Origin of the sequence: Pseudomonas sp. TCU-HL1 (assembly GCF_001708505.1) — a bacterium.
GTDB lineage: Bacteria > Pseudomonadota > Gammaproteobacteria > Pseudomonadales > Pseudomonadaceae > Metapseudomonas.
On record NZ_CP015992.1, the window covers coordinates 5,181,181 to 5,203,268 of the forward strand.

Here is a 22,088-nt window from a genome sequence, read left to right on the forward strand (position 1 = left end):
GACCTCCAATGGATGTAACAAGCTTTGGTAGGCTGGCAACCTTACGCCTTCCCACGGACTCGCAAAAGGTACAGCCCCGCATGAACAGCAGCCGCGCCGTCTTCCTCGACCACGCCTCCCTCGACCTCGGCGACCTCGACCTGAACCCGTTGCGGCAGGCTTTCGGCGAACTGCAACTGCATGCGCAAACCGCTCCTGATGTGGTGGTGGAACGCTTGCGTGGTGCCCAGGTGGCGATCAGCAACAAGGTGCGCATCGGCGCCGACGCCATGGCCGTCAGCCCGGATCTGAAACTGATACTGGTGGCCGCCACCGGGACCAACAACGTCGACCTAGAAGCGGCCCGCGCCCATGGCATCACTGTCTGCAACTGCCAGGCCTACGGCACGCCCTCAGTGGCCCAGCACACCCTCGCGCTGCTGCTCGCACTGACCACCAGCCTGCCGGACTACCAGACCGCCGTGCGCGCCGGCCGCTGGCAGCAGGCCAATCAGTTCTGCCTGCTGGACTTCCCCATCTTCGAACTCGAAGGCAAGACCCTCGGCCTGCTCGGCCACGGCGAGCTGGGCAGCGCGGTGGCGCGTCTGGCCGAAGCCTTTGGCATGCGCGTGCTGCTTGGCCAATTGCCGGGGCGGCCGCCTCGCGCCGACCGCCTGCCCCTGCACGAGCTGCTGCCCCAGGTGGATGCCCTGACCCTGCACTGCCCGCTCAATGAACAGACCCGCGACATGATCGGCGCCGCCGAACTGGCGCTGATGAAACCCGGCGCCCTGCTGGTGAACACCGCCCGTGGCGGCCTGGTGAACGAGGAAGCCCTGGCGGCGGCCTTGCGCAACGGCCAGCTGGGCGGTGCCGCCACCGACGTGCTGACCCAGGAACCGCCGCGGGATGGCAACCCGTTGCTGGCCGCCGACATCCCGCGCCTCATCGTTACCCCGCACAGCGCCTGGGGCAGCCGCGAGGCACGGCAGCGCATCGTGCAGCAGCTTGCCGAGAACGGTACCGCTTGGATGAAGGATTCACCTGTCAGAGTAGTCAGCTAGTTCCTACAACTTCCTGATAAAATTCGCTGCTTTTTATCAGGATCTTCTTCAGATGGACCCACGCAGCGAAGTCCTGCTTCGGCAGGCCGAACTGTTCCAACGCCCGGTGCTCCTGGCCGGGCTGCCAGCGGACGACCTGCTCGGCACCCTGCCGCAAGCCAGCGGCTGGAGCTGGCACGCGGGCGACCAGGCGGCTCTCGAAAGCCGCTTTGCCGGGCGCAGCCAGTTCGGCACGACCCCGCCGGACGCGCCCGTCGCTGCGGCCGTGCTGTTCCTGCCCAAGTCCCGCGAACTGACCGACTACCTGCTGGCGGCCCTTGCGGCCCGGCTGCCCGGCGGCGAACTCTTCCTCGTGGGGGAGAAGCGCGGCGGCATCGAACGCGCTGCCAAGCAGTTGGCCGCCTTCGGCAAGCCGCGCAAGCTGGACAGCGCGCGCCACTGCCAACTCTGGCAGGTGAACATCGACCAGGCCCCCGCCGCCCCTGACCTGGAAGCCTTGGCCCAGCGCTACCGGCTGGACCTGTCTGACGGTCCGCTGGACGTGGTCAGCCTGCCCGGCGTGTTCAGCCATGGCCGCCTGGACCACGGCAGCGCCCTGCTTCTGCAGCAACTCGATGGATTACCCACTGGCCATCTGCTGGACTTCGGCTGTGGTGCCGGCGTACTTGGCGCGGTGCTCAAGCGTCGTTATCCACAGAGCCGGCTCAGCCTGCTGGACGTGGACGCCTTTGCCGTCGCCAGCAGCCGCCTGACCCTGACCGCCAACGGCCTGGAGGGCGAAGTCATCGCCGCAGACGGTATCCATGGTGCCCCCCAAGGACTGGTGGCCATCGTCAGCAACCCGCCCTTCCACCAGGGTGTGCATACCGATTACCAGGCCAGCGAAGACCTGCTGCGCGAAGCCCGAACTCATCTGCAGCCCGGCGGCGAACTTCGCATCGTGGCCAACAGCTTCCTCAAGTACCCGCCGCTGATCGAGTACCATCTCGGCCCCTGCCAGACCCTCGCCGAAGGGGATGGCTTCCGCATCTATCGCGCCCGCCGGGGCTGACCTGGCGGGCTCCGGCCCCTTATCCATACTCAAGCGGCACTCAATAGCCGCCCTCCCCCGGTTTCGGCCGGGAGACCTGGAGTTTTTCTCGTGACCGATCTCAGCACTGCCAGCGCCGCCCCTCCCACGGAGGGCCTGCACCGCTCACTCAAGCCCCGCCACCTGAACATGATCGCCATCGGCGGCTCCATCGGCACCGGCCTCTTCGTTGCTTCCGGTGCCACCGTTGCCACTGCCGGGCCGGGCGGTGCGCTGCTGGCCTACGCGCTGATCGGCTTGATGGTCTACTTCCTCATGACCAGCCTGGGGGAAATGGCCGCGCATATTCCGGTCTCCGGTTCATTCAGCACCTATGGCAGCCGCTTCGTCGATGATGGCTTCGGTTTCGCCCTGGGCTGGAACTACTGGTACAACTGGGCAGTGACCATTGCCGCCGAGCTCGTGGCGGCGCAGCTGATCATGAGTTTCTGGCTGCCAGACGTGCCCGGCATTTACTGGAGCGCCCTGTTCCTCGGCCTCATGTTCCTGCTCAACGTGATCTCGGTGAGGGGCTTCGGCGAGAGCGAGTTCTGGTTCGCCCTGATCAAGGTGGTCGCGGTCGTGGTGTTCATCGGCATCGGCCTGGCCACCATCTTCGGCATCATGGGCGGCATCGAGTCCCCTGGCTTCAGCAACTTCACCCAGGGCGACGCGCCCTTCGTCGGCGGCCTGCAGGCCATGGTCGGGGTGGCGATGATTGCCGGTTTCTCCTTCCAGGGCACCGAGCTGATCGGCATCGCCGCCGGCGAGTCGGAGAACCCGAAGAAGAACATCCCCATCGCCATTCGCCAGGTGTTCTGGCGCATCCTGATGTTCTACGTCCTGGCGATCTTCGTGATCGGCATGTTGATCCCCTACACCGATCCGAACCTGATGAAGAACGACGCCAGCGACATCAGCGTGTCACCCTTCACCCTGCTCTTCGAACGCGCCGGATTCGCCGCCGCCGCCAGCGTCATGAACGCGGTGATCCTCACCGCCATCCTCTCGGCCGGCAACTCCGGCATGTACGCGTCCACCCGCATGCTTTACAACCTGGCCCTGCAGGGCAAGGCGCCGAAGCTGTTCGCCCGCCTCTCGGCCAGCGGCGTGCCGCGCAACGCGCTCTATGCCACTACCCTGGTGGGTGCGCTGTGCTTCTTCACCTCCATCGTCGGTGACAGCACCCTCTACACCTGGCTGCTCAACACCTCGGGCATGTGCGGCTTCATCGCCTGGCTGGGCATCGCCATCTCCCACTACCGCTTCCGCAAGGGCTACCTGTCCCAGGGCGGCCGCCTGGAAGACCTGCCCTACCGCGCCAAACTGTTTCCCTTCGGCCCGCTGTTCGCCTTCACCCTCTGCCTGCTGATCACCCTCGGGCAGAACTACCAGGCGTTCTTCGGTGAGCGCATCGACTGGGCCGGACTGGCCGCCACCTACATCAGCCTGCCGCTGTTCCTCGCCATCTGGCTGGGCTACCGGATGAAGAAAGGCAGCCGGCTGGTGCGTTATTCGGAAATGGATGTACGCGCCAGCGACAGCTGACCGACAGGCAATTCGCACTTGCCGGGGCGACCCGGCTTGTGCAAAATGCGCCCCGTCCTAGGGGAGTAGTCTCCCGCGAGCGCCCTGCTCGCCCGGCGTGCGTCAACACACTTGGTCCGCAGACCATGGCGCACGCGACCCCGAGCCTGCACAGACAGGCCCGCGGTTTGACAAGACCTATGACACGAACAACCTGACCCGGGGCGGGCAGGCTGTACGTGTCATGGTGATTAGTCGACCCGCCCCCGTAGGAACCCTGATGCTGGAATCCCTCTTCGTCCCGACGCTGATCGTTGCCCTCGCCGAAATCGGCGACAAGACTCAGTTGCTCGCGTTGCTCCTCGCTGCCCGCTTCCGCAAGCCCTGGCCAATCATCTGGGGCATAGTCGCCGCTACGCTCGCCAACCATTTCGTCGCCGGCGCGGTGGGCTCCTGGGTCGCCAGCTTCTTCTCCACCGCCACCCTGAGCTGGATCCTCGCCGCCTCCTTCGCCGCCGTGGCCCTCTGGACCCTGGTGCCGGACAAGCTGGATGACGACGAAGAGTCCGGCCTGAAGAAATACGGCCCCTTCCTCACCACCCTGATCGCCTTCTTCCTCGCTGAGATGGGCGACAAGACCCAGGTCGCGACCGTGATGCTGGCCGCGCAATATCCGCACTTCATCATGGTGGTCATGGGCACGACCCTGGGCATGCTGGTCGCAAACGTGCCGGTGGTGCTGGCAGGCAACTTCGCCGCCGACCGCCTGCCGCTGACGCTCATCCGCCGTCTGGCCGCCGTCGCCTTCGCCGCCCTGGCCGTCTACGCCGTGTACGAAGCGCTGAAGCTCAGCGGGATTCTCTGACCAGGCAGGTTGGTGCGGGCCACACGGGTCTGAGCCTGCGAAGCCCAACGAGCGGGGCCGATCCCGATTTGCTGGGTTTCGCTTCGCTCAGCGCCAACCTACGGTGAAACACATGCGGAATTGCCTCCAACCAGCGGCGCTTCGGCCAATGGCTGGAACGATGGTACTGGTAAAGTGGCGCACTGGATCAAGGCGCAGGGGAGCGCATCGTGTCACTGGACGATATGAAACGGCTGGTCCGCCAGCACATTGACCTGTCCTGGAACAAGGGCCGCCTGGCCCTGGCCGAACAGCTGCAGAGCAAGGACTTCCTCTACAAGAGTTCCTTCATCGGCCGCCCCTTCAACAGCGCCGCCTATTGCCAGATGGTGGCGAACATCCGCAACGCCATGCCCGACCTGGAAGTGGTGATCGAGGAGTGCATCGCCGAAGACAACAAGGTGGTGACCTGGTGCACCCTGATCGGCAGCATCCAGAAGCCCGCCCTGGGCTATCCGCCCAGCGACAAGATCCTCAGTATTTCCGCCATGGCCTTCTGGACCCTGAACAGCGTCGGCGAAATTCAGGAAATCTGCACCATGTTCGACATGGAAAGCTTCCGCGCCCAACTCGGCCTCGCGACCCAGTCCCTGGCCGAGAAAGCCTTGCCCTGATCAGAGATAGCCGTTGGTTCGGAACCAGCCGATGGTGCGTTCCAGGGTGACGTCCAGCGCTGTCTCGGCGACGAAGCCCAGCTCGTGGCGCGCCTTGCTGCCATCGAGGAACTGCCCACCGGCCATGACCGCGATGGCGGTGTCGTCCAGCTTCGGCACCTCGCCGGACAAGCGATAACGAAGCCGCCCCATGGCTGCCATGCCCTTGGCCAGGGCCAGCGGCATGGGTCGAGGTGGCGGCACGCCCAGCCGTCCGGCGATCCGCTCGGTCAGCTCGACCATCTCGATGTTCTGCCCGGTGAGCAGGTAGCGCTCGCCCACTCGCCCCTTCTCCAGCGCCAGCAGCAGGCCGCGCCCGGCATCGGCAGCGTCCACCAGGTTGCGCCGGCCGGGGACGTAGTGGGTCATCCAGCCGCTGGCGATAGCCGTGATGATGCGTCCGGTGCTGGGGCCCACATCGAACTCGCCCAGGCACATGCCGGGAATTCCGATGATCACTGGCAAGCCGCTGCGGGCCTGTTCGCGGGCCTGCTCATCCAGCGCCCACTTGCTCAGCAGATAGGGGTTCTTCCAGCGCGGCATGCCTTCGTAGAACAACCCTTCGTGGCCCGGCAGGCCCTCGGGATGGCGCGGCAACGCGATGGCGGCGCCGGTGTAGAGGATGCGCGGCACATGGGCCGCCAGGCAGGCAGCGTAGAAGTGGTTGGTCTGGTCGAGGGCGCTGGCGACTTCCTCCTGCCAGCGGCGCGGCCGCTTCGGGTAGCCGGCAGCGCAGTAGATCACGCCATCCACACCGCCGAGCGCACGGGTGAGACCGGCATGATCGAGCAGCTCGGCGGCCCGGCACTCAGGCTCCAGGTAGGCCAGCCGCTCGATCCGGGAAGACGGCCGATGAATCAGCACCAACTGGTGCCCCGCATCCTTGACTGCCCGTGCCACGTGATGGCCGAGCAGGCCTGTTGCTCCAAGTACGGCGATTTTCACTGCGACTCCTCATCCGCTGGAGGTTCGCCACCGCGGAAGGCCCGAGGTGGCGGCAAGCAGTCTAGAACGCGGGCTGCCGGGATGCCAGGACGCTCAGCTCAACGCTGTCCCTTGGCCTGCTGGTACAACGGCATCACTTTCGGGATGGCCGCCTGGAGAGCCGACATGCGCGAACTGGACGACGGGTGGGTGCTCATGAACTCCGGCGGCGCACCACCACCGGCCTGCTCCATCTTCTGCCAGAGGGTGATGGCTGCATTCGGGTCGTATCCCGCGCGGGCAGCCAGCTCAAGGCCGATCAGGTCCGCTTCGTTCTCGTTGGAACGGCTGTTGGGCAGGGTCATCAGGTATTCGACGCCTGCATTGGCCATTCCCAGGCCGGCCTGGCCGACGCCCAGTACGGAACCGATCTGGTTGGCCATCTGCACGCCATAGGCCTTGGACATGGCTTCACGGCTGTGCTCACGCAGGGCGTGAGCGATTTCGTGGCCCATTACCGCCGCCAGTTCGTCGTCGGTGAGCTTGAGCTTATCGATCAGACCGCTGAAGACGATGATCTTGCCGCCCGGACCGCAGTTGGCATTGAGCTCGTCGCTGTCGATCACGTTGGCGTCCCAGGCCCATTGCGCCGCATCCGGACGGAACACCGGAGTCTGGGCGATCAGGCGCCTGGCGATGGCATCGACACGACGCGCGTCCGAGCTGTTCTTGTCCAGCACGCCCTTCTGCGAGGCCTCACTGAGCGTCTGCTGATAGGACTGGGCATACATCTGATTGAGTTCGGAACTCGACAGCATGCTGAACATGTACTGCTTGCGCTCAACCCCCACTGCTCCGCCGCTGGTGGTGTTGACGGCCTGGCACCCTGCCAGGAGCAGGGCTGCGGTCAGTCCCGACAGATAAAACAGCTTGGCCATGATGGCTCTCCATTGGTGCAACGATGGGTATGCTACGGCCGCTCCGGAAACGGGAGCAACTCTGCCGGCGTCGCATATGGACACGCGAAACGCCGTTTTTATCTCGCCCCAAGGCTAAGGAAATGCAAGGTGCTGGCCGATAACCGGTTTCTGGCGTCAACTCTGCTCGTGGAGCCCTTATGAAGTTCAGGTCCATCCAATTCTCGATAGCCGCGCTGGCCGGGGCCAGCGTTCTGGCAGTGGTCGTCGTGCTGGTCCTCTATGCGCTGTTTGCCGGAGCCCGCACCCAGGAACTGGTCAAGGAGCGGACGCAGTCCCTCCTGGAGCAGGGCATTCGCGAACAACTCGTGGCTCTGGCCGGCTCCCAGGTCAGCCAGATCCAGCGCGAACTGGAGTATCCCCTCACCGTGGTGAAGGGGCTGGCCAGCATTAACCGCCTGATGGGCCCCACCGGCGCCGGCGGGCAGCCAGAGCTGGGCCTGGTGCGCGAAGAGATGTCGCAACTGTTGCGTGCCACCGCGACCGACAACCCGAAGCTGCTGGATACCTTCGCCGCCTGGGAGCCCGACGCCTTTGCCGGGCGAGACAGCGATTACGCCGGGCGCAAGGCCGAAGGCTTCGGCCAGGACGGACGCTTCATGCCCTGGTGGTACCGCCAAGCCGACGGCAGCCTGACCGTCGAGCCCATGGGCGATACCCTGGAAAGCGAGAAAAAGCTGCCCACCGGCATCCGCGAGGGCGAGTACTACCTGTGCCCGAAGGAAACCCGCCGCCCCTGCATCGTCGACCCGGCACCCTACGAAATGGGCGGCAAGATGGTCATGATGTCCTCGTTCAACGCGCCGATCCTGGTCAATGGCCAGTTCCGCGGCTCGGTGGGCGCCGACTTGTCGCTGGACTTCATCCAGGACCTGCTGCACAACGCCGATCGCCAGCTCTACGAGGGTGCAGGCGAACTGGCGTTGATCTCCGCCAATGGCCGCCTGGTCGCGTTCACCAAGGACGCCGGCAAGCTGGGTGAACCGGCCGACACGGTCATTCCAGGCGAGACGATCAGGCAACTGGCGAGCCTGTCCGACGGCAAGCCCACCTTCAGCGCCGACGGCGAGCAGATCCAACTGCTGATGCCTTTCACCATCGCCGATACCGGGGTGCGCTGGACACTGTTCCTGCAACTGCCTCAGTCGGCCGTGTACGGCGATCTCAAACAGCTCCAGGCCGACCTCGGCGCCCAGCGTCATGCCGACATCGTCGGCATGACGCTGGTGGGCTTGCTGATCGCGGGCCTCGGCCTGCTGGTGATTGGGTTCGTGGGCTACGGCATCGCCCGTCCGCTGCGCCAGATGGTCGGCATGCTCGACGACATCGCCAAGGGCGACGGTGACCTGACCCAGCGCCTGCACAACAACCGCGCCGACGAGATGGGCGCCATCGCCAGCGGTTTCAACACCTTCCTTGGCAAACTCCAGTCCATGATCAGCCAGGTCGTGACCTCGGTGCAGAAAGTCAGCGACTCCTCCGAGCACACCGCCGACATCGCCATCCGCACCAACCAGGGCGTGCAGAAGCAGTTGGCGGAGATCGAACTGGTGGCCACCGCCGTCCACGAAATGACCGCTACCGCGCAGGACGTGGCACGCAACGCCACCCATGCGGCGGAAGCGGCCAGCCACGCTGACCAGGCGGCCAATCACGGCAAGCGCATCGTCCACAGCACCGCCGAAGCCATTTCCGCCCTGGCCACCGAAATTGCTCGCGCCGTGGGCGTAGTGCAGACCCTGGCCAAGGACAGCGAGAACATCAACGCGATCCTGGTGGCCATACGTGGCATCGCCGAGCAGACCAACCTGCTGGCGCTGAACGCTGCGATCGAAGCGGCGCGCGCCGGCGAGCAGGGTCGCGGTTTCGCCGTGGTGGCCGATGAAGTGCGCAACCTGGCGCAGAAGACTCAGCAGGCCACGGAAGAAATCCAGACCATGATCCAGCAACTGCAGCACGGCACCCGCGAAGTGGTGAAGGTGATGCAGGACAGCCAGGAGAAGACCGACACCAGCGTGCAACACGCCAACGAGGCGGCCCATGCGCTGGAGTCCATCACTCAGGCGGTCTCGGTGATCAATGATATGAACACCCAGATCGCCAGCGCGGCCGAGGAACAGAGCGCAGTGGCCGAAGACATCAACCGCAACGTGATCAACATAGGCCAGGTCGCCAACGAAGTGGCCGGCGGCGCCGACGAAGCCTCCGAAGCCAGCGCCGAGCTGACCAAGCTGGCCGAGCAGCAACGGCGGCTGATCAATCAGTTCAAGGTGTAACAACAGAAGCCCCTCTCACGAGGGGCTTTTTCTTGTGGGGGCGATTTCAATCGCCAAGGACAGCGCCGCTGTCCCTTTGAGCCTTGCAAGGCAGACCTTCGGCCTGCTTGGCGAATGAATTGGCTATGTCTGCGTTAGATGTTGCAGAGATGAATGGAACACTCTAGCACTGGGCCTCCCAGGCTCCGAGCCAGCTGAAACAGCCCTCTCCCCCGCCCCTCTCCCAGAGGTGGAGGGGTGACTCGCGCCGGCGAGGCACAAAGCATCCTGAAGCCCACACGGGCCTGAAACCGGGCAGACGCGGTGGGGCGGCGACTCCGCCCCTTCAGGAGGCCGAGTGAATCGTTGCAGAGGGGGACGAGCGGCATGGATGCCGCGAGAGGCGTGTGGGGCCATGGATGGCCCCTCTCGCCGGGCCCCCGGCGCAACGATGGAGGGGAGGGCACCCCGGCGAAGCCGGGGCCGGATGCAGGGGCAAGCGTTTTGCTTCCTTTTGGTGGTGCGGCATTCCGACGACTGCAAAAGGGAGGCGCCTGGGAAGGCGAAACCAGAAACATCCGCAGAACTCGATAAGCAGCTGGACTCAGGGCGTTCTAGCAACACTTAACGCAGATATAGCCAATGAATTCGCCCCCACAAATGCAGGATCGACGTCAGGCCGGCGTCAGGCACTCCGGCCCATCGAGCTTGGGATCGTTCACCAGTGTCGCCAGGGCACGTTCGCGTAGCTGCGGACCGGGTCTGGCCAAGAGCTCCAGCAACTGCATCGGCGTCGACTCGGCGGCCAGCCACACACGCTGCGCCTCCTCGTCCAGCACCAGCGGGCGGCGCAGGTCGGCGACGGGCTGGGTGACCATCGCCAGGCTGAGGTACTCCATATCGCCCGCCGGATAGGCCTCCCAGAGAGCGGCGAGGTACGTGATCCCGCCTTCAGCGCTGACCCAGTAGGGGCGTTTGCGCACGCCGCGCCACTCATAGAAACCATTGGCCAGGATCAGGCAGCGCCGCGAGCGGAAAGGCTCGCGGAACATCGGCTGGTCGGCCAGGGTTTCCACGCGCGCGTGCGCAGGTGTCTTCGACAGGTCGGTGAGCCAGGCAGGCGTCAGGCCCCAGCGGGCCAGGTCGGCACGGCGCTCGCCGTCCAGCTCGCGCAGCATCAATACCCGGCCGCCGGGGGCCAGATTCCAGTGCGGCTGATGATCGGCGGGAAAACCAGGAAGGGCCGCCAGCGCGGGCGACCAGCGGAACAGGGCGAAACGTCCAGACATGGGGCAGCCAGTTCGGGTCGGGGATCAGCAGAGCAAGGTGCCGGGGTAGCTGTCGGGCTCCTCGCCCGGCAGCGGTTGGGCGGCATTGTACGCGGCGATCAGTCCGCTGGCGCGTTCGGCATCCTCGTCTTCCACCAACAGGCCGAGCAGCCCGAACACCGGCAACTCGCCGATTCCGCCCAGCAGGTGCCCACCGGCCAGGTGCGCCTCCACACCCTCGCTGGCGAGCATGCCCAGCAACAGTTCAGCCTCGATCAGGTCCCTGGGCTCATAAATGCGCCGCATCAGTCATCCTCCCGGCGAACCTCCAGGTTCCAGTCCTGGCCGTCAGTCCAGAGCAGGAACAGGATGGGCCGGCAACAGACCGGACAGTCCTCGATGTACTGCTGGTCGCCACCGGAAAGGTCAAGCACGGCTTCGGCCGGCTCGCCGCAATAGGGGCATTGGTAATCCTCTGTTTCCAGCATCCCCGCCTCCCGTGTGACTTGCCTGTATAATCGCCGGTCTACTTGACGCCCCACATGACGGGGCCTCCACCCTTTACCCAGCCGATTCCAGAACAAGAGTGACCAATGGGCGAATTTGAAGCCATCCGACCCTATGACGATGCCGAGGTCCCGGCGGTGCTGTCGCGCCTGTTCGCCGACGACGCCTTCCTCGGCACCCTCACCCGCTACCGTTTCCCGAAACTGGCGGGGCCGCTGGGCTGGCTCCTCAAGCCTGTTATAGCTCATCGGTTGCGCCGGGAGTTTTCCAGTATTGACTCGGTGTCCGCTTTGCAGGACCGCATCGAGCACTATGTGGATAACACCATCGAGCGGGCCACCGACGGCGTGACCTATTCGGGCGTGGAGCGCCTGAAGCCCGGCACCGCCTACCTGTTCCTGGCCAACCACCGCGATATCGTGATGGACCCGGCCTTCGTCAACTACGCCGTGTACCATGCCGGCCTGCCCACTCCGCGCATCGCCATCGGCGACAACCTGCTGCAAAAGCCCTTCGTCAGTGACCTGATGCGCCTGAACAAGAGCTTCATCGTGCGCCGTAACCTGGCCGGTCGCCGCGAGAAGCTGGCGGCGTTCCAGCTGCTGTCGGCCTACATCAACCACTCGATCCGCGCGGATGGCCAGTCGATCTGGATCGCCCAGGCCGAAGGCCGCGCAAAGGACGGCGACGATCGCACCGATTCGGCGATCCTCAAGATGTTCCACATGAGCCGCAAGGACGAGCCGTTCGCCGAAGTGATCCGCGACCTGCACTTGATCCCGGTCTCCATCAGCTACGAGTACGACCCCTGCGATCAGGCCAAGGCCCGCGAACTGCAGATCCGCGCCAGCACGGGCAGCTACGCCAAGGCACAAGGCGAGGACGATGCCAGCATCGCCCTCGGCATCACCGGCTACAAAGGCCGAGTGCATATCAACTTCGGGAGCGAGATCGGCAGCGCCAGCGAAGACGCCAAGCAACTCGCACAGGAAATCGACAAGCAGATCCTCGGCGGTTACCGCTTGTTCCCCGTGCACTACCTGGCTTACGCCCTGTGGGGCGAACGTGACCCCGAACTGCGCGTACCAACGGCAGCCGAGGTGTTCAGCGGCGACGAACTGGCCCGTGCCCGGACCGAGTGGCAGAAGCGCCTGGACGCTTGCCCGGAGGAGCAGCGCCCGTACCTGATCCAGCAGTACGCGACCCCGGTGCGCAATCAGTACCGGATCAAGGCGGGGCTTCCCCTGTAAGGCGGATTCGGAATGCAAAACGGCGACCCTGGGGTCGCCGTTTTTCATTGCGCTGTAGGTGCCAGAACCTGTTCACAATCTCGCGAGCTAGAGAAGAACAAGGCGAGAAACGCAGCGAAGCGAAGTAACAGCCGAAGGCTGGCCCAAAGGGCGAGTGTAACGAGTCCTGGCTGAGGGCGCGGAGTCTACGAGTTTTAAATGAGCAGCCCGAAGCCAATTTCAACGCAGTTATTCCGACGCGCAGCAGATTGTGCGCAGGTTCTCAGAGCTGGGTGCTGGCCCAGGACACCCCCAGGGCCACCGCCAGGCTGAAATAGCCGAAGGCGTAGAAGAAGCGGTTCAGGCGCCGGGCACTCTCATCCTGTATATCGGTGGCTTCGTCCACTTCCTCCAGCTCGCTTTCGGCGGCCAGGCGGGCAATGGAACGCTGCTCTCGCAGTCGGGTAGCCAGCAGCACCCAGGCGCCAGCACAAGCAAAGAACAGGGCCAGGCCATTCACGACCTGGGCGGGGTGGGCCAGAAACATGGCCCAAAGCGCCTGCAGCGACATCTTCAACTCCGCTTCAGGCGGTGCGGCCGTGCACCCAACCTGCAAGACAAGGATCAGTCCGCCCTGATCCGGACGGTCTATTGGAAGGTCCGGAGTTTACCGAAACCAGCGCCTGACCAGTCGGTCGTTCCGACGAATGCATTTTTTGGGCGCCACGAACCTGTCCTGCCCGGCATGAAAAAACCCGGCAATTGGCCGGGCTTAGTCACGCAACGTCGACTTACTGGGCCAGCAGTTGGCCGATGGTCGGGTCCTTGAAGGCACGGGTCAGGGCATCGCTCAGTACGTCGCTCACCAGCTTGGTATTGGTCTGCTGGTTCGGCGCGGTGCCGAAACGCTGGTTCAGCGAGGCACCGTACTTGCCGCTGTAGCGACGGGTGCTGTTCTGCACGTCGACGCGGAAGCTGGCGCTGATGGTGGCCTCGGTGACGTAGGTTTCCTTGGGCGACTGGTACTTCAGGTCGGCCAGGGTCAGGGTCAGTTGCGGGGCGTTGTAGGCGTTGGGCGACGGAGTGAAGCCCAACAGGCGCACAGCCGCCTCGGCCTCGGCTTGCAGGCGCGGCAGGATATCCTGGCTCTGCACGCTGATGGCGCTGGTGTCGGCATAGATGCCACCGCGGGTTCCGAGTACAGGGGAAGGACGACCGTCCGCGACGCGCACGACCACCGGCTGACCTTGGCCGAACGGGGTCAGCGGGCCGGTGAGTTTGGGTTGCGGGCTGAGTTGTTGCGGGCTGAGGGCACAGCCGACCAGGGTCAGGCTGAGGGCGGCCAGCAGGCCAAGCAACGAGCGTTTCAGCATGCTTTATCTCTCCAGGAATGAAGGCAAAACGGCCGGCAGTATAACCAGCCGGCAATCGTACTGACAGAGCGCCAGCGCTCATGCAATGTCAGACCTTCGCGCAGCGGCGCGGTTCCTGTCATTCGCCTGTCACGCCACCATGGGATAACGGCGCTGCACCTTCTGGAGTAGCCCCGATGATTTTCCTCTGGTCCCTGTTCACCCGCCAACCACAGCGCCGCAGCTTCGCGTTGCTGGACGCCGCAGGAATCTGCCGTGGCCTGCATCAGGGAATCGAGCGCCCGGCCAGCGGCAACTGGGTGGAAGTGCGCGAAACCCGCCTCGCCTGGCTCGACCAGCCGCTACCCGCCAGCGCCCGGGTCGCGCCGGTCGTCGGACAACCTGCACGCCGACGCGCGTTGGCAGCCTGACCGATGGATGAATAAAAGTCACACCAAGCGCCCTATTCCCCCGATTTCATCGTTATAATCGCCCCCCGATTATAAGGTCGTCTCCTGATCGGGCCTCGCAACACCGCACCTCGCGCCAGCTTGGGCATCCGCACAGCCCCACAGAGAGCCGTCCACTTTTCGCGCTGCCACGCGTTGGCTTGCCGCATCCTTCCGCCCGAATTGCAAACGCTTTGTTGCAGGGACGCATGCGTAGTCACGCGCGCGCAGACGGAAGCGGCCTGCCTGTGAGCAGGCGATTCTTTTGAGGTTCACGTCTCCAAAAGAGCGTGAGAAGACGGTTTTTCACTACTTCACGAGAGAGTGGCGAGCAAATGGCGCAAAACGATTACGAAGCAGTGGACGTGTTGCTGGTCGGGGCCGGCATCATGAGCGCTACGCTGGCGGTACTGCTTAAAGAACTCGATCCCGGCATCAAGCTGGAGATCGCAGAACTCCGGGAGTCGGGGGCCATCGAGAGCTCCAACCCCTGGAACAACGCAGGCACCGGTCACGCTGGCCTCTGCGAACTGAACTACACGCCCCAGGCGGCTGATGGCTCCATCGACATCAAGAAGGCCGTCAACATCAACGCCCAGTTCGAGGTTTCCAAACAGTTCTGGGCCTATATGAGCGGCAAGAGCGCGTTCGGCTCGCCCAAGACCTTCATCAACGCCGTCCCGCACCTCTCCTTCGTGCGCGGCGACAAAGACACCGCCTTCCTCAAGAAGCGCCATGAGCTGCTCCGCCAGCATCACGCCTTCAGCGAGATGGAGTACACCGAAGACCGCGCCACCATGGCCAAATGGGCGCCGCTGATGATGAAAGGCCGCGACGCATCCGAAAAAGTCGCCGCGACCCGCGCCATGAACGGTACCGACGTCAACTTCGGCGCCGTCACCAATCAGCTGCTGCAGTACCTCTCCAGCCTGCAGGGCACCCGCGTCAGCTACTTCCAGAAGGTCACCGACCTCAACCGCACCGACACGGGCTGGAAAGTCAGCATCAAGAACACCCAGACCGGCGCGAATCGCGAAGTGTCCGCACGCTTCGTGTTCCTCGGCGCCGGTGGCGGTGCGCTGCCGCTGCTGCAACTCTCCGGCATCCCCGAGGGCAAAGGCTTCGGCGGCTTCCCGGTGAGCGGCCAGTGGCTGCGCTGCGACAACCCTGAAGTGGTCAAGCATCACCAGGCCAAGGTTTACAGCCAGGCTGAAGTGGGCGCTCCACCGATGTCCGTGCCGCACCTGGACACCCGCGTGGTCGACGGCAAGAAGTCCCTGCTGTTCGGACCCTACGCCGGCTTCACCACTAAGTTCCTCAAGCACGGCTCCTTCCTGGACCTGCCACTCTCGGTTCGTCCGAGCAACCTCGGCCCGATGCTGGCCGTGGCGCGCGATAACTTCGACCTGACCCGCTACCTGGTCAAGGAAGTGATGCAGTCCCAGGACCAGCGCCTGGATGCCCTACGCAAGTTCTACCCGGACCTGAACCCGGCCGACTGGCGCCTGGAAGTCGCTGGCCAGCGTGTGCAGATCATCAAGAAGGACGCGGGCAAAGGCGGCGTACTGCAGTTCGGTACCGAGCTGGTTTCGGCCGCCGACGGCAGCATCGCGGCCCTGCTGGGCGCCTCGCCGGGCGCTTCGGTGACCGTTTCCATCATGCTCAACCTGATCGAGCGCTGCTTCGCCGAGCAGGCTCGTTCCGAGCAGTGGACGACCAAGCTGAAGGAAATCTTCCCGGCCCGCGAAAAGGTCCTGGAAAGCGACGCGGCCCTGTACCGCGAAGTCAGCGCCCGCTCCGACGAGCGCCTGGGCCTGACCAGCGTCGACACCGCGACCCAGAGCATCGCCTGAGCCTCGCTGGGGCATTGAGAGAAACCGCCCTTCGGGGCGGTTTTTTGTTGCCCGCAGGAAACGCTCCTACCGCCCACAAAAAAGCCCGCTCGATGGCAGGCTCTCTCGTCAGCGCAAGGGATCAGCCGCGGGCGGCCTTGATCACTTCGATGTAAGGCTCGGCCTGGCGCTGGTCCTGGATCAGGGCGATGAAGTCGTTGCCTTTCTCGTCCTTGGCATTGAGGTCGTAGCCCGCCTCGACGAAGAAGCCGACGAAGCGCTCGAAGTCGTCGATGCGCAAACCGCGGTAAGCCTTGATCAGCTTGTGCAGCGAAGGCGGGGTGGAATCGGCCGGCTCGACGTCGAGGAACAGCTTGATCGAGTCTTCGGAGATTTCTTCGCCAATCACCTGCTTCTTGTCTTTACGCATCGCTCACATCTCTCGGGCCGGGTATCACGGGGGCAGGCAGTTTACCCCCGCCCGACCGTCGGGCTCAACGCAGGCGTACCGCGCCGCTGTGCAGGTCGGCCCAGACATGGCCATTGGGGTAGCTGAGGAACTGGCAATAGACCGGCCCGTTGCGCAACAGATCGAGCACCGCTGGGTACTGTGCCATCGGGTAGTTCAGGCTGAGAATGCGGCTTTGCGGGTCGTAGCTCGGCTTCTTCAGGCTCTTGCCCTCGATATCGAACTGGATCACCACCTGCCGCACGTCGGCGCCCTTGCTCAACGGCTTGCCCTTGAGGCGTACCACGGTGGGCGAGGAGATCGGGATCGGCTGCTGGTTGGAATGCCGCTGGCTACCCAGCATCACGGCGTACTCGGTGACCTGGATCAGTTGCTGCTGGTCCGGCTGCTCCTGGCGCAGGGAAAGATCGTCCGGCGGCAGGAACTGGGCGTGCATGGGAGCAGTTTCAGCGGCGCCTGCAGAGAGGCTCAAGATCAACAGGAGAGCAGCGCCGAGGCGCAGGGACGAGGACATCGAAAGCTCCGGCAACAGGGGAGCGCAGCACTCTAGCACGGGCCCTGGCGGCCTTGGCATAGGACTCAAGTCAAAACCCGGCGCCATGGCCAGCCCCTATACTGGGCAGGTTTCAGCCAAGGAGCCGCCATGTCCGGATACCTGCCCCCATTGTTCGCCGCCCTGCGCCAGACCCTGCGCGAGGGCTACTCCCTGGCGGCCCTGCGCGGCGACCTGGCGGCCGGGGTCACGGTCGGCATCATCGCCATCCCGCTGGCCATGGCGCTGGCCATCGCCGTCGGCGTAGCGCCGCAGCACGGTCTCTACACGGTGCTTCTGGCCGCGCCCCTGATCGCGCTCACCGGCGGTTCGCGCTTCAACATTTCCGGCCCCACCGCAGCCTTCGTGGTGATCCTGCTGCCCATCACCCAGCAATTCGGCCTCGGCGGCCTGCTGCTCTGTACCCTGATGGCCGGGCTCATCCTCATCGCGATGGGCCTGGCACGCCTGGGGCGACTGATCCAGTTCATTCCCTACCCGGTGACCCTGGGTTTCACCGCGGGTATCGGCATCGTCATCGCCACCCTGCAGATCAAGGACCTGCTCGGGCTGCAGCTGTCCCATCCGCCGCAAAACTACGTCGAGCAGTTGCGCCTGCTGGCTGACGCGATCCCCGGCGTACACCTGGGCGACACGCTGGTGGCCATCGCCTGTTTTTCGGTGCTGGTGATCTGGCCGCGCCTCGTCCCGAAAGTGCCCGGGCATCTGGTGGCCCTGGCCCTGGGCGCGCTGCTAGGGCTGCTGCTGGAAGCCGTGGGCATCCCCGTCGCCACCCTCGGCGAGCGTTTCAGCTATGTGCTGGACGGCGTCCCCCACCCAGGCATTCCCCCCGTCCTGCCGGACTTCGCCTGGCCCTGGCAGTTGCCTGGCCCGGATGGCCAACCCCTGGGCCTGTCGTTCGAGCTATTCCGCCAACTGCTGCCTCCGGCCTTTGCCATCGCCATGCTCGGTGCCATCGAATCCCTGCTCTGTGCCGTGGTAGCCGATGGCATGGCCGGCACGCGCCACGACCCCAACGCCGAGCTCCTTGGCCAAGGCCTGGGCAACCTGGTGGCACCGCTGTTCGGCGGTATTACCGCCACGGCCGCCATCGCCCGCAGCGCCGCCAACGTACGCGCCGGAGCCCAATCGCCCATCGCCGCGATCATCCATGCCGGCGTCGTTCTGCTGGCCATGCTGCTGCTCGCGCCTTTGTTCAGCTACCTGCCAATGGCGGCCCTGGCGGCGCTGCTGCTGATGGTGGCCTGGAACATGAGTGAGGCGCGCCATGTGCTGCACACCCTGCGGATCGCACCCCGCAACGATGTGCTGGTCCTGCTCACATGCCTGGTGCTGACGGTGCTCTTCGACATGGTGCTGGCGGTCGGCGTCGGCCTGCTCATGGCAGCCGGCCTGTTCATCAAGCGCATGAGTGATCTCACCGATACGGCCCCCCTGCCCCGCCATTTCCACGAATCCCTGCGCGAATTGCCTGAGCAGGTCCTGGTGTATGCCATTCGCGGGCCGCTGTTCTTCGGCGCTGCGGAGAAGGCCCTGAGCGTGCTGCGCCGCTTCAACCCGGATGTGAGCGTGGTGATCGTGGAGATGAGCGCCGTGCCCATGCTGGACATGACGGCGCTGGCGGCACTGGAAAACCTGCTGCACGACTATAGCCACCAGGGCGTCGGCCTGGTGCTGGTCGGCACCTCGCCGCGAGTGCGGCTGAAACTGCGGCGCGCCGGCGTGCACCGCGAGACAGGCCGACTGGCCTATGTGCAGTCACTGGAACAGGCGCAGGCCAAGGCGTTGCAGTGGCTTGAGGGGGATAGGCCTCAGGAAAAGAACGAGCACATCCAGGCAAGATAGTCGGCCGCGCCCGGTTCGCCTTCGCGGGGCGCCCAGGCGGGTTGCTCGCCTTCGCCGACCGGCCGGTAGGGGCCGGCCTTGCATTCGAACAGCAGGCTGTCTGGCTCCAGCACCACCAGCGCATGGAACACCCCCGGCGGTACGTCGACGCCAAGGCAGTCGCCACCGGCCACCAGTTCGCGCTTGTCGGTGACCTGGCCGGCCTCATCGAAGATCAGCACGCCCAGGCGCCCCTTGAGCACCAGCAGGCTTTCTGCCTTGTCGGCAGAGAGGTGCCGGTGCGGCGGGATATAGGTGCCAGGTTGCAGCCCCACCGCCATGCGGTGACAGGGCTCTTCCATGGCGTGGAAGTTGTGGTGCTGCCGTTTGCGCGGGCTTGCCGCAGCCTTCCCGGCCAGCTCAGCGAACAGGGCCTGATCGAGGAAACGCGGCGCGCTCATAGCTCAGAGCCCCTTTACGGCGTAGATGCCGGCGGCGTTGCGCCAGTAGCCCTTGTAGTCCATGCCGTAACCGAAGATGTAGCGGTCTTCGCAATCCAGGCCCACGTAGTCGGCCTTCAGGTCCGGGCGGGCCTTGCGGTCGTGGGTTTTGTCGATCAGCACAGCGGTGTGGACATGGGCCGCGCCAGCGTGTTTGCAGAAGTCGATGATCGCCGCCAGGGTGTGCCCCTCGTCGAGGATGTCATCGATGATCAGCACGTCACGGTCGATGAAGGAGATTTCCGGCTTGGCCTTCCAGAACAGTTCGCCGCCGCTGGTTTCGTTGCGGTAGCGGGTGGCATGCAGGTAAGACAGCTCCAGCGGGAAGTTCAGCTTGGGCAGCAGCTTGCCGGCAAAGATCAGGCCGCCGTTCATCACGCAGAACACCACCGGATTGCGCTCGGCCAGCTCACCGTTGATCACTTCGCCGACCTTGGCGATGGCCGCCTCGACCTGGGATTCGGTGTACAGGCAATCGGCTTCGGCCATTACCTGGCGGATGTGTGCGAGATCGGCGGACATGGCATTTCCTCTGGGTTCGACGGGGAACATGCGCAGTTCCCGCGGAAAACTTGAACAGGGCGTCAAGATAAAAGTCGGCAAAGGTACTCATCCGACTGCCCGGGAGCAAGCCCCGACGGACGAGTGTCGACCATACTGCAGCAGGCCGCTGCCGCGTGTGGACAGTTCCTTGCTTGACCGCGACATCAGGGGCTCTGACCCACCAGTCAGTGCAGCACGGCTTGTGATCAATGGATTAAGCTAACGCAATTTTTTGCCAGCCCGCCGGAGAACCCTCCCATGCCCATCCGTGAGATCCGCCACCCGCTGATCCGCCACAAGCTCGGCCTGATGCGCCGCGCCGATATCAGCACCAAGAACTTCCGCGAACTGGCACAGGAAGTCGGCGCCCTGCTGACTTACGAAGCGACCAATGACCTGCCCCTGGAAAACTACGACATCCAGGGCTGGGCCGGTACCGTGCAGGTCGAGAAGATCGCCGGCAAGAAGATCACTGTAGTGCCCATCCTGCGTGCAGGCATCGGCATGCTCGACGGTGTGCTCAGCCTGATCCCGGGTGCCAAGGTCAGTGCCGTGGGCGTTGCCCGCAATGAAGAAACCCTGGAAGCCCACACCTACCTGGAGAAACTGGCACCGGAGATCGACGAGCGCCTGGCGTTGATCATCGACCCGATGCTCGCCACCGGCGGTTCCATGGTCGCCACCATCGACCTGCTCAAGCGTGCCGGCTGCAAGGAAATCCGCGCCATGGTGCTGGTGGCCGCGCCAGAAGGCATCAAGGTGGTCAACGATGCCCACCCGGACGTGATGATCTACACCGCCTCCATCGACCAGAGGCTCAACGAGCACGGCTACATCATTCCGGGCCTCGGGGACGCCGGCGACAAGATCTTCGGCACCAAGCAGAAGGAAAACTGATTGATGAGCGACGAATTCAAGGACCCGCTCTGGCGCCAGGTGATTTCCGGCGCGCAGATGCTCTTCGTGGCCTTCGGTGCCCTGGTGCTGATGCCGCTGATCACCGGACTGGACCCGAACGTAGCGCTCTTCACCGCAGGCCTGGGCACGCTGCTGTTCCAACTAGTCACGGGCCGCCAGGTGCCGGTTTTCCTGGCCTCCAGCTTCGCCTTCATCACCCCCATCATCCTCGCCAAGGGCCAGTTCGGCCTGGCCGCGACCATGGGCGGCGTGGTGGCGGCGGGTTTCGTCTACACCTTCCTTGGCCTCGCCGTGAAAATCAAAGGCACGGGCTTCATCGACCGCCTGCTGCCGCCGGTGGTGATCGGCCCGGTGGTGATCTCCATCGGCCTGGCCATGGCCCCCATTGCCGCCAACATGGCCATGGGCAAGGGGGGTGACGGCGCCGAGCTGATCCCCTACGCCACCGCCATGTGGATTTCCATGCCGGCGCTGCTGACCACCCTGATCGTCGCCGTGTTCGGCAAGGGCATCTTCCGCCTGGTGCCCATCATCTCCGGCGTGTTCGTCGGTTTCGCCCTGTCCTTCTGGTTCGGCGTGGTGGACACCGCGAAGATCGCCGCCGCCCCCTGGCTGGCGCTGCCGAACTTCGTCGCCCCCGAATTCAACCTGCAGGCCATCCTGTTCATCGTTCCGGTGGCCTTAGCCCCGGCCATCGAGCACATCGGCGGCGTGATTGCGGTCGGCAGCGTAACCGGCAGGAACTACCTGAAAACCCCTGGCCTGCACCGCACCTTGCTCGGCGATGGCCTGGCCACCTCGGCCGCAGGCCTGTTCGGCGGACCGCCGAACACCACCTACGCGGAAGTGACCGGCGCCGTGATGCTGACCAGGAACTACAACCCGAAGATCATGACCTGGGCGGCGGCGTTCGCCATCGGCCTGGCCTTCATCGGCAAGTTCGGCGCCATCCTGCAGAGCATCCCGGTGCCGGTGATGGGCGGCATTCTCTGCCTGCTGTTCGGTTCCATCGCGGCGGTCGGCCTGAACACCATGATCCGCCACCAGGTGGACCTGGCCGAAGCACGCAACCTGGTGATCGTCTCCGTGACCCTGGTATTCGGCATCGGCGGCATGCTGGTGGGCACCGGTACCGGCCAAGACGACTTCGGCCTGAAGGGCATCGCCCTTTGCGCCATCGTCGCCATCGCGCTGAACCTGATCCTGCCGGGTCACCAGACTTGGAAACATCAGAGCCCGGACGACGCGCCACATATCTGAAACCGCTCAATGACCAAGCCCCGTAATCCGCG

At 64.7% G+C, this 22,088-nt stretch carries 23 protein-coding genes and 1 riboswitch; of the genes, 12 read left to right on the forward strand and 11 right to left on the reverse strand.

The features are described from left to right. The first annotated feature begins 80 nt into the window (after positions 1–80). The 5 genes from THL1_RS23770 to THL1_RS23790 all read left to right on the forward strand — a co-directional run bounded on the left by THL1_RS23770 (position 81) and on the right by THL1_RS23790 (position 5,157). Positions 81–1,043 (forward strand): 2-hydroxyacid dehydrogenase, encoded by a 963-nt coding sequence (locus THL1_RS23770; protein WP_069085539.1) that lies wholly within the window; start codon positions 81–83, stop codon positions 1,041–1,043. 52 nt (positions 1,044–1,095) lie between these two features. Beyond that, positions 1,096–2,094, forward strand: coding sequence for a class I SAM-dependent methyltransferase (locus THL1_RS23775; protein ID WP_069085540.1), 999 nt, complete (start codon positions 1,096–1,098; stop codon positions 2,092–2,094). Positions 2,095–2,229: 135 nt separating this feature from the next. Further along, complete coding sequence (locus THL1_RS23780; protein WP_414703765.1) at positions 2,230–3,660, forward strand: amino acid permease; 1,431 nt, start codon at positions 2,230–2,232, stop codon at positions 3,658–3,660. Between the two features lie 48 nt (positions 3,661–3,708). Then, a riboswitch (yybP-ykoY riboswitch) is annotated at positions 3,709–3,829 on the forward strand. 93 nt (positions 3,830–3,922) lie between these two features. Beyond that, positions 3,923–4,504, forward strand: coding sequence for a TMEM165/GDT1 family protein (locus THL1_RS23785; protein ID WP_145928441.1), 582 nt, complete (start codon positions 3,923–3,925; stop codon positions 4,502–4,504). A gap of 209 nt (positions 4,505–4,713) precedes the next feature. After that, the gene (locus THL1_RS23790) at positions 4,714–5,157 is read left to right on the forward strand and encodes a ketosteroid isomerase-related protein (RefSeq protein ID WP_069085543.1); all 444 of its coding nucleotides are present in this window, start codon (positions 4,714–4,716) and stop codon (positions 5,155–5,157) included. Here THL1_RS23790 and THL1_RS23795 read toward each other — a convergent pair whose 3' ends face one another. Beyond that, on the reverse strand, positions 5,158–6,141 hold the full coding sequence (locus THL1_RS23795; protein ID WP_069085544.1) for an NAD-dependent epimerase/dehydratase family protein: 984 nt from the start codon (positions 6,139–6,141) through the stop codon (positions 5,158–5,160). A 98-nt stretch (positions 6,142–6,239) separates the two neighbouring features. Further along, on the reverse strand, positions 6,240–7,058 hold the full coding sequence (locus THL1_RS23800) for a M48 family metallopeptidase (RefSeq protein WP_069085545.1): 819 nt from the start codon (positions 7,056–7,058) through the stop codon (positions 6,240–6,242). 179 nt (positions 7,059–7,237) lie between these two features. Here THL1_RS23800 and THL1_RS23805 point away from each other — a divergent pair, with 179 nt between their 5' ends. Beyond that, positions 7,238–9,373: a methyl-accepting chemotaxis protein gene (locus THL1_RS23805; protein WP_069085546.1), complete on the forward strand. Its 2,136-nt coding sequence runs from the start codon at positions 7,238–7,240 to the stop codon at positions 9,371–9,373. Between the two features lie 653 nt (positions 9,374–10,026). On the opposite strand, the gene THL1_RS23810 is transcribed toward THL1_RS23805, so the two are convergent. From THL1_RS23810 to THL1_RS23820, 3 genes are read right to left on the reverse strand one after another with little or no spacing between them, the layout of a single operon-like run. Beyond that, positions 10,027–10,641 (reverse strand): SOS response-associated peptidase, encoded by a 615-nt coding sequence (locus tag THL1_RS23810; RefSeq protein ID WP_069085547.1) that lies wholly within the window; start codon positions 10,639–10,641, stop codon positions 10,027–10,029. Positions 10,642–10,665: 24 nt separating this feature from the next. Continuing rightward, positions 10,666–10,926 carry a DUF2007 domain-containing protein gene (locus THL1_RS23815; protein ID WP_069085548.1) on the reverse strand — a complete coding sequence of 87 codons (261 nt, stop codon included), beginning with the start codon at positions 10,924–10,926 and terminating at the stop codon, positions 10,666–10,668. Further along, positions 10,926–11,108, reverse strand: a complete 183-nt coding sequence (locus tag THL1_RS23820) for a CPXCG motif-containing cysteine-rich protein (protein WP_069085549.1) — start codon at positions 11,106–11,108, stop codon at positions 10,926–10,928. The genes THL1_RS23815 and THL1_RS23820 overlap by 1 nt, the downstream gene beginning before the upstream one ends. 105 nt (positions 11,109–11,213) lie before the next feature. On the opposite strand from THL1_RS23820, the gene THL1_RS23825 reads away from it, so the two are divergent. Further along, positions 11,214–12,377 carry a 1-acyl-sn-glycerol-3-phosphate acyltransferase gene (locus THL1_RS23825; protein WP_069085550.1) on the forward strand — a complete coding sequence of 388 codons (1,164 nt, stop codon included), beginning with the start codon at positions 11,214–11,216 and terminating at the stop codon, positions 12,375–12,377. A 262-nt stretch (positions 12,378–12,639) separates the two neighbouring features. On the opposite strand, the gene THL1_RS23830 is transcribed toward THL1_RS23825, so the two are convergent. Together THL1_RS23830 and THL1_RS23835 are read right to left on the reverse strand one after the other, a co-directional pair. Then, on the reverse strand, positions 12,640–12,927 hold the full coding sequence (locus tag THL1_RS23830) for a hypothetical protein (protein ID WP_069085551.1): 288 nt from the start codon (positions 12,925–12,927) through the stop codon (positions 12,640–12,642). Between the two features lie 220 nt (positions 12,928–13,147). Beyond that, positions 13,148–13,729, reverse strand: coding sequence for a YajG family lipoprotein (locus THL1_RS23835; protein ID WP_069085552.1), 582 nt, complete (start codon positions 13,727–13,729; stop codon positions 13,148–13,150). A gap of 176 nt (positions 13,730–13,905) precedes the next feature. Between THL1_RS23835 and THL1_RS23840 the strand changes: the two genes are divergently transcribed. Both THL1_RS23840 and mqo read left to right on the forward strand, forming a co-directional pair. After that, complete coding sequence (locus tag THL1_RS23840; protein WP_083245999.1) at positions 13,906–14,139, forward strand: hypothetical protein; 234 nt, start codon at positions 13,906–13,908, stop codon at positions 14,137–14,139. Positions 14,140–14,447: 308 nt separating this feature from the next. Next, positions 14,448–16,010 (forward strand): malate dehydrogenase (quinone), encoded by a 1,563-nt coding sequence (gene mqo, locus THL1_RS23845; protein ID WP_257784998.1) that lies wholly within the window; start codon positions 14,448–14,450, stop codon positions 16,008–16,010. Between the two features lie 121 nt (positions 16,011–16,131). On the opposite strand, the gene THL1_RS23850 is transcribed toward mqo, so the two are convergent. Both THL1_RS23850 and THL1_RS23855 read right to left on the reverse strand, forming a co-directional pair. Beyond that, a complete protein-coding gene (locus THL1_RS23850; protein WP_069085554.1) occupies positions 16,132–16,419 on the reverse strand; it encodes a PA4642 family protein in 288 nt (95 codons plus the stop codon). 64 nt (positions 16,420–16,483) lie between these two features. Continuing rightward, the gene (locus THL1_RS23855; protein ID WP_069085555.1) at positions 16,484–16,972 is read right to left on the reverse strand and encodes a hypothetical protein; all 489 of its coding nucleotides are present in this window, start codon (positions 16,970–16,972) and stop codon (positions 16,484–16,486) included. Between the two features lie 129 nt (positions 16,973–17,101). Here THL1_RS23855 and dauA point away from each other — a divergent pair, with 129 nt between their 5' ends. Next, a complete protein-coding gene (dauA, locus tag THL1_RS23860) occupies positions 17,102–18,856 on the forward strand; it encodes a C4-dicarboxylic acid transporter DauA (RefSeq protein ID WP_069085556.1) in 1,755 nt (584 codons plus the stop codon). Here the strand turns inward: dauA and THL1_RS23865 are convergent. Further along, positions 18,823–19,296 (reverse strand): WbuC family cupin fold metalloprotein, encoded by a 474-nt coding sequence (locus tag THL1_RS23865; protein ID WP_069085557.1) that lies wholly within the window; start codon positions 19,294–19,296, stop codon positions 18,823–18,825. The genes dauA and THL1_RS23865 overlap by 34 nt on opposite strands. 3 nt (positions 19,297–19,299) lie before the next feature. Then, positions 19,300–19,857, reverse strand: coding sequence for a hypoxanthine-guanine phosphoribosyltransferase (locus tag THL1_RS23870; RefSeq protein ID WP_069085558.1), 558 nt, complete (start codon positions 19,855–19,857; stop codon positions 19,300–19,302). Positions 19,858–20,136: 279 nt separating this feature from the next. Here THL1_RS23870 and upp point away from each other — a divergent pair, with 279 nt between their 5' ends. Next, a complete protein-coding gene (gene upp, locus THL1_RS23875) occupies positions 20,137–20,775 on the forward strand; it encodes a uracil phosphoribosyltransferase (RefSeq protein WP_069085559.1) in 639 nt (212 codons plus the stop codon). Positions 20,776–20,778: 3 nt separating this feature from the next. Then, the gene (locus THL1_RS23880; RefSeq protein WP_069085560.1) at positions 20,779–22,056 is read left to right on the forward strand and encodes a uracil-xanthine permease family protein; all 1,278 of its coding nucleotides are present in this window, start codon (positions 20,779–20,781) and stop codon (positions 22,054–22,056) included. Positions 22,057–22,088: the final 32 nt, after the last annotated feature.

Excerpts from the sequence above, each read along its gene's own strand:
- THL1_RS23830 (WP_069085551.1), bottom strand. The coding sequence starts at position 12,927 with ATGTCGCTGCAGGCGCTTTGGGCCATGTTTCTGGCCCACCCCGCCCAG.
- THL1_RS23850 (WP_069085554.1), bottom strand. The coding sequence starts at position 16,419 with ATGCGTAAAGACAAGAAGCAGGTGATTGGCGAAGAAATCTCCGAAGAC.
- THL1_RS23835 (WP_069085552.1), bottom strand. The coding sequence starts at position 13,729 with ATGCTGAAACGCTCGTTGCTTGGCCTGCTGGCCGCCCTCAGCCTGACC.
- THL1_RS23800 (WP_069085545.1), bottom strand. The coding sequence starts at position 7,058 with ATGGCCAAGCTGTTTTATCTGTCGGGACTGACCGCAGCCCTGCTCCTG.
- THL1_RS23820 (WP_069085549.1), bottom strand. The coding sequence starts at position 11,108 with ATGCTGGAAACAGAGGATTACCAATGCCCCTATTGCGGCGAGCCGGCC.
- THL1_RS23880 (WP_069085560.1), top strand. The coding sequence starts at position 20,779 with ATGAGCGACGAATTCAAGGACCCGCTCTGGCGCCAGGTGATTTCCGGC.
- THL1_RS23840 (WP_083245999.1), top strand. The coding sequence starts at position 13,906 with ATGATTTTCCTCTGGTCCCTGTTCACCCGCCAACCACAGCGCCGCAGC.
- THL1_RS23805 (WP_069085546.1), top strand. The coding sequence starts at position 7,238 with ATGAAGTTCAGGTCCATCCAATTCTCGATAGCCGCGCTGGCCGGGGCC.
- THL1_RS23855 (WP_069085555.1), bottom strand. The coding sequence starts at position 16,972 with ATGTCCTCGTCCCTGCGCCTCGGCGCTGCTCTCCTGTTGATCTTGAGC.
- THL1_RS23770 (WP_069085539.1), top strand. The coding sequence starts at position 81 with ATGAACAGCAGCCGCGCCGTCTTCCTCGACCACGCCTCCCTCGACCTC.
- THL1_RS23810 (WP_069085547.1), bottom strand. The coding sequence starts at position 10,641 with ATGTCTGGACGTTTCGCCCTGTTCCGCTGGTCGCCCGCGCTGGCGGCC.
- THL1_RS23815 (WP_069085548.1), bottom strand. The coding sequence starts at position 10,926 with ATGCGGCGCATTTATGAGCCCAGGGACCTGATCGAGGCTGAACTGTTG.
- THL1_RS23870 (WP_069085558.1), bottom strand. The coding sequence starts at position 19,857 with ATGTCCGCCGATCTCGCACACATCCGCCAGGTAATGGCCGAAGCCGAT.
- upp (WP_069085559.1), top strand. The coding sequence starts at position 20,137 with ATGCCCATCCGTGAGATCCGCCACCCGCTGATCCGCCACAAGCTCGGC.
- THL1_RS23865 (WP_069085557.1), bottom strand. The coding sequence starts at position 19,296 with ATGAGCGCGCCGCGTTTCCTCGATCAGGCCCTGTTCGCTGAGCTGGCC.
- dauA (WP_069085556.1), top strand. The coding sequence starts at position 17,102 with ATGTCCGGATACCTGCCCCCATTGTTCGCCGCCCTGCGCCAGACCCTG.
- THL1_RS23775 (WP_069085540.1), top strand. The coding sequence starts at position 1,096 with ATGGACCCACGCAGCGAAGTCCTGCTTCGGCAGGCCGAACTGTTCCAA.
- THL1_RS23825 (WP_069085550.1), top strand. The coding sequence starts at position 11,214 with ATGGGCGAATTTGAAGCCATCCGACCCTATGACGATGCCGAGGTCCCG.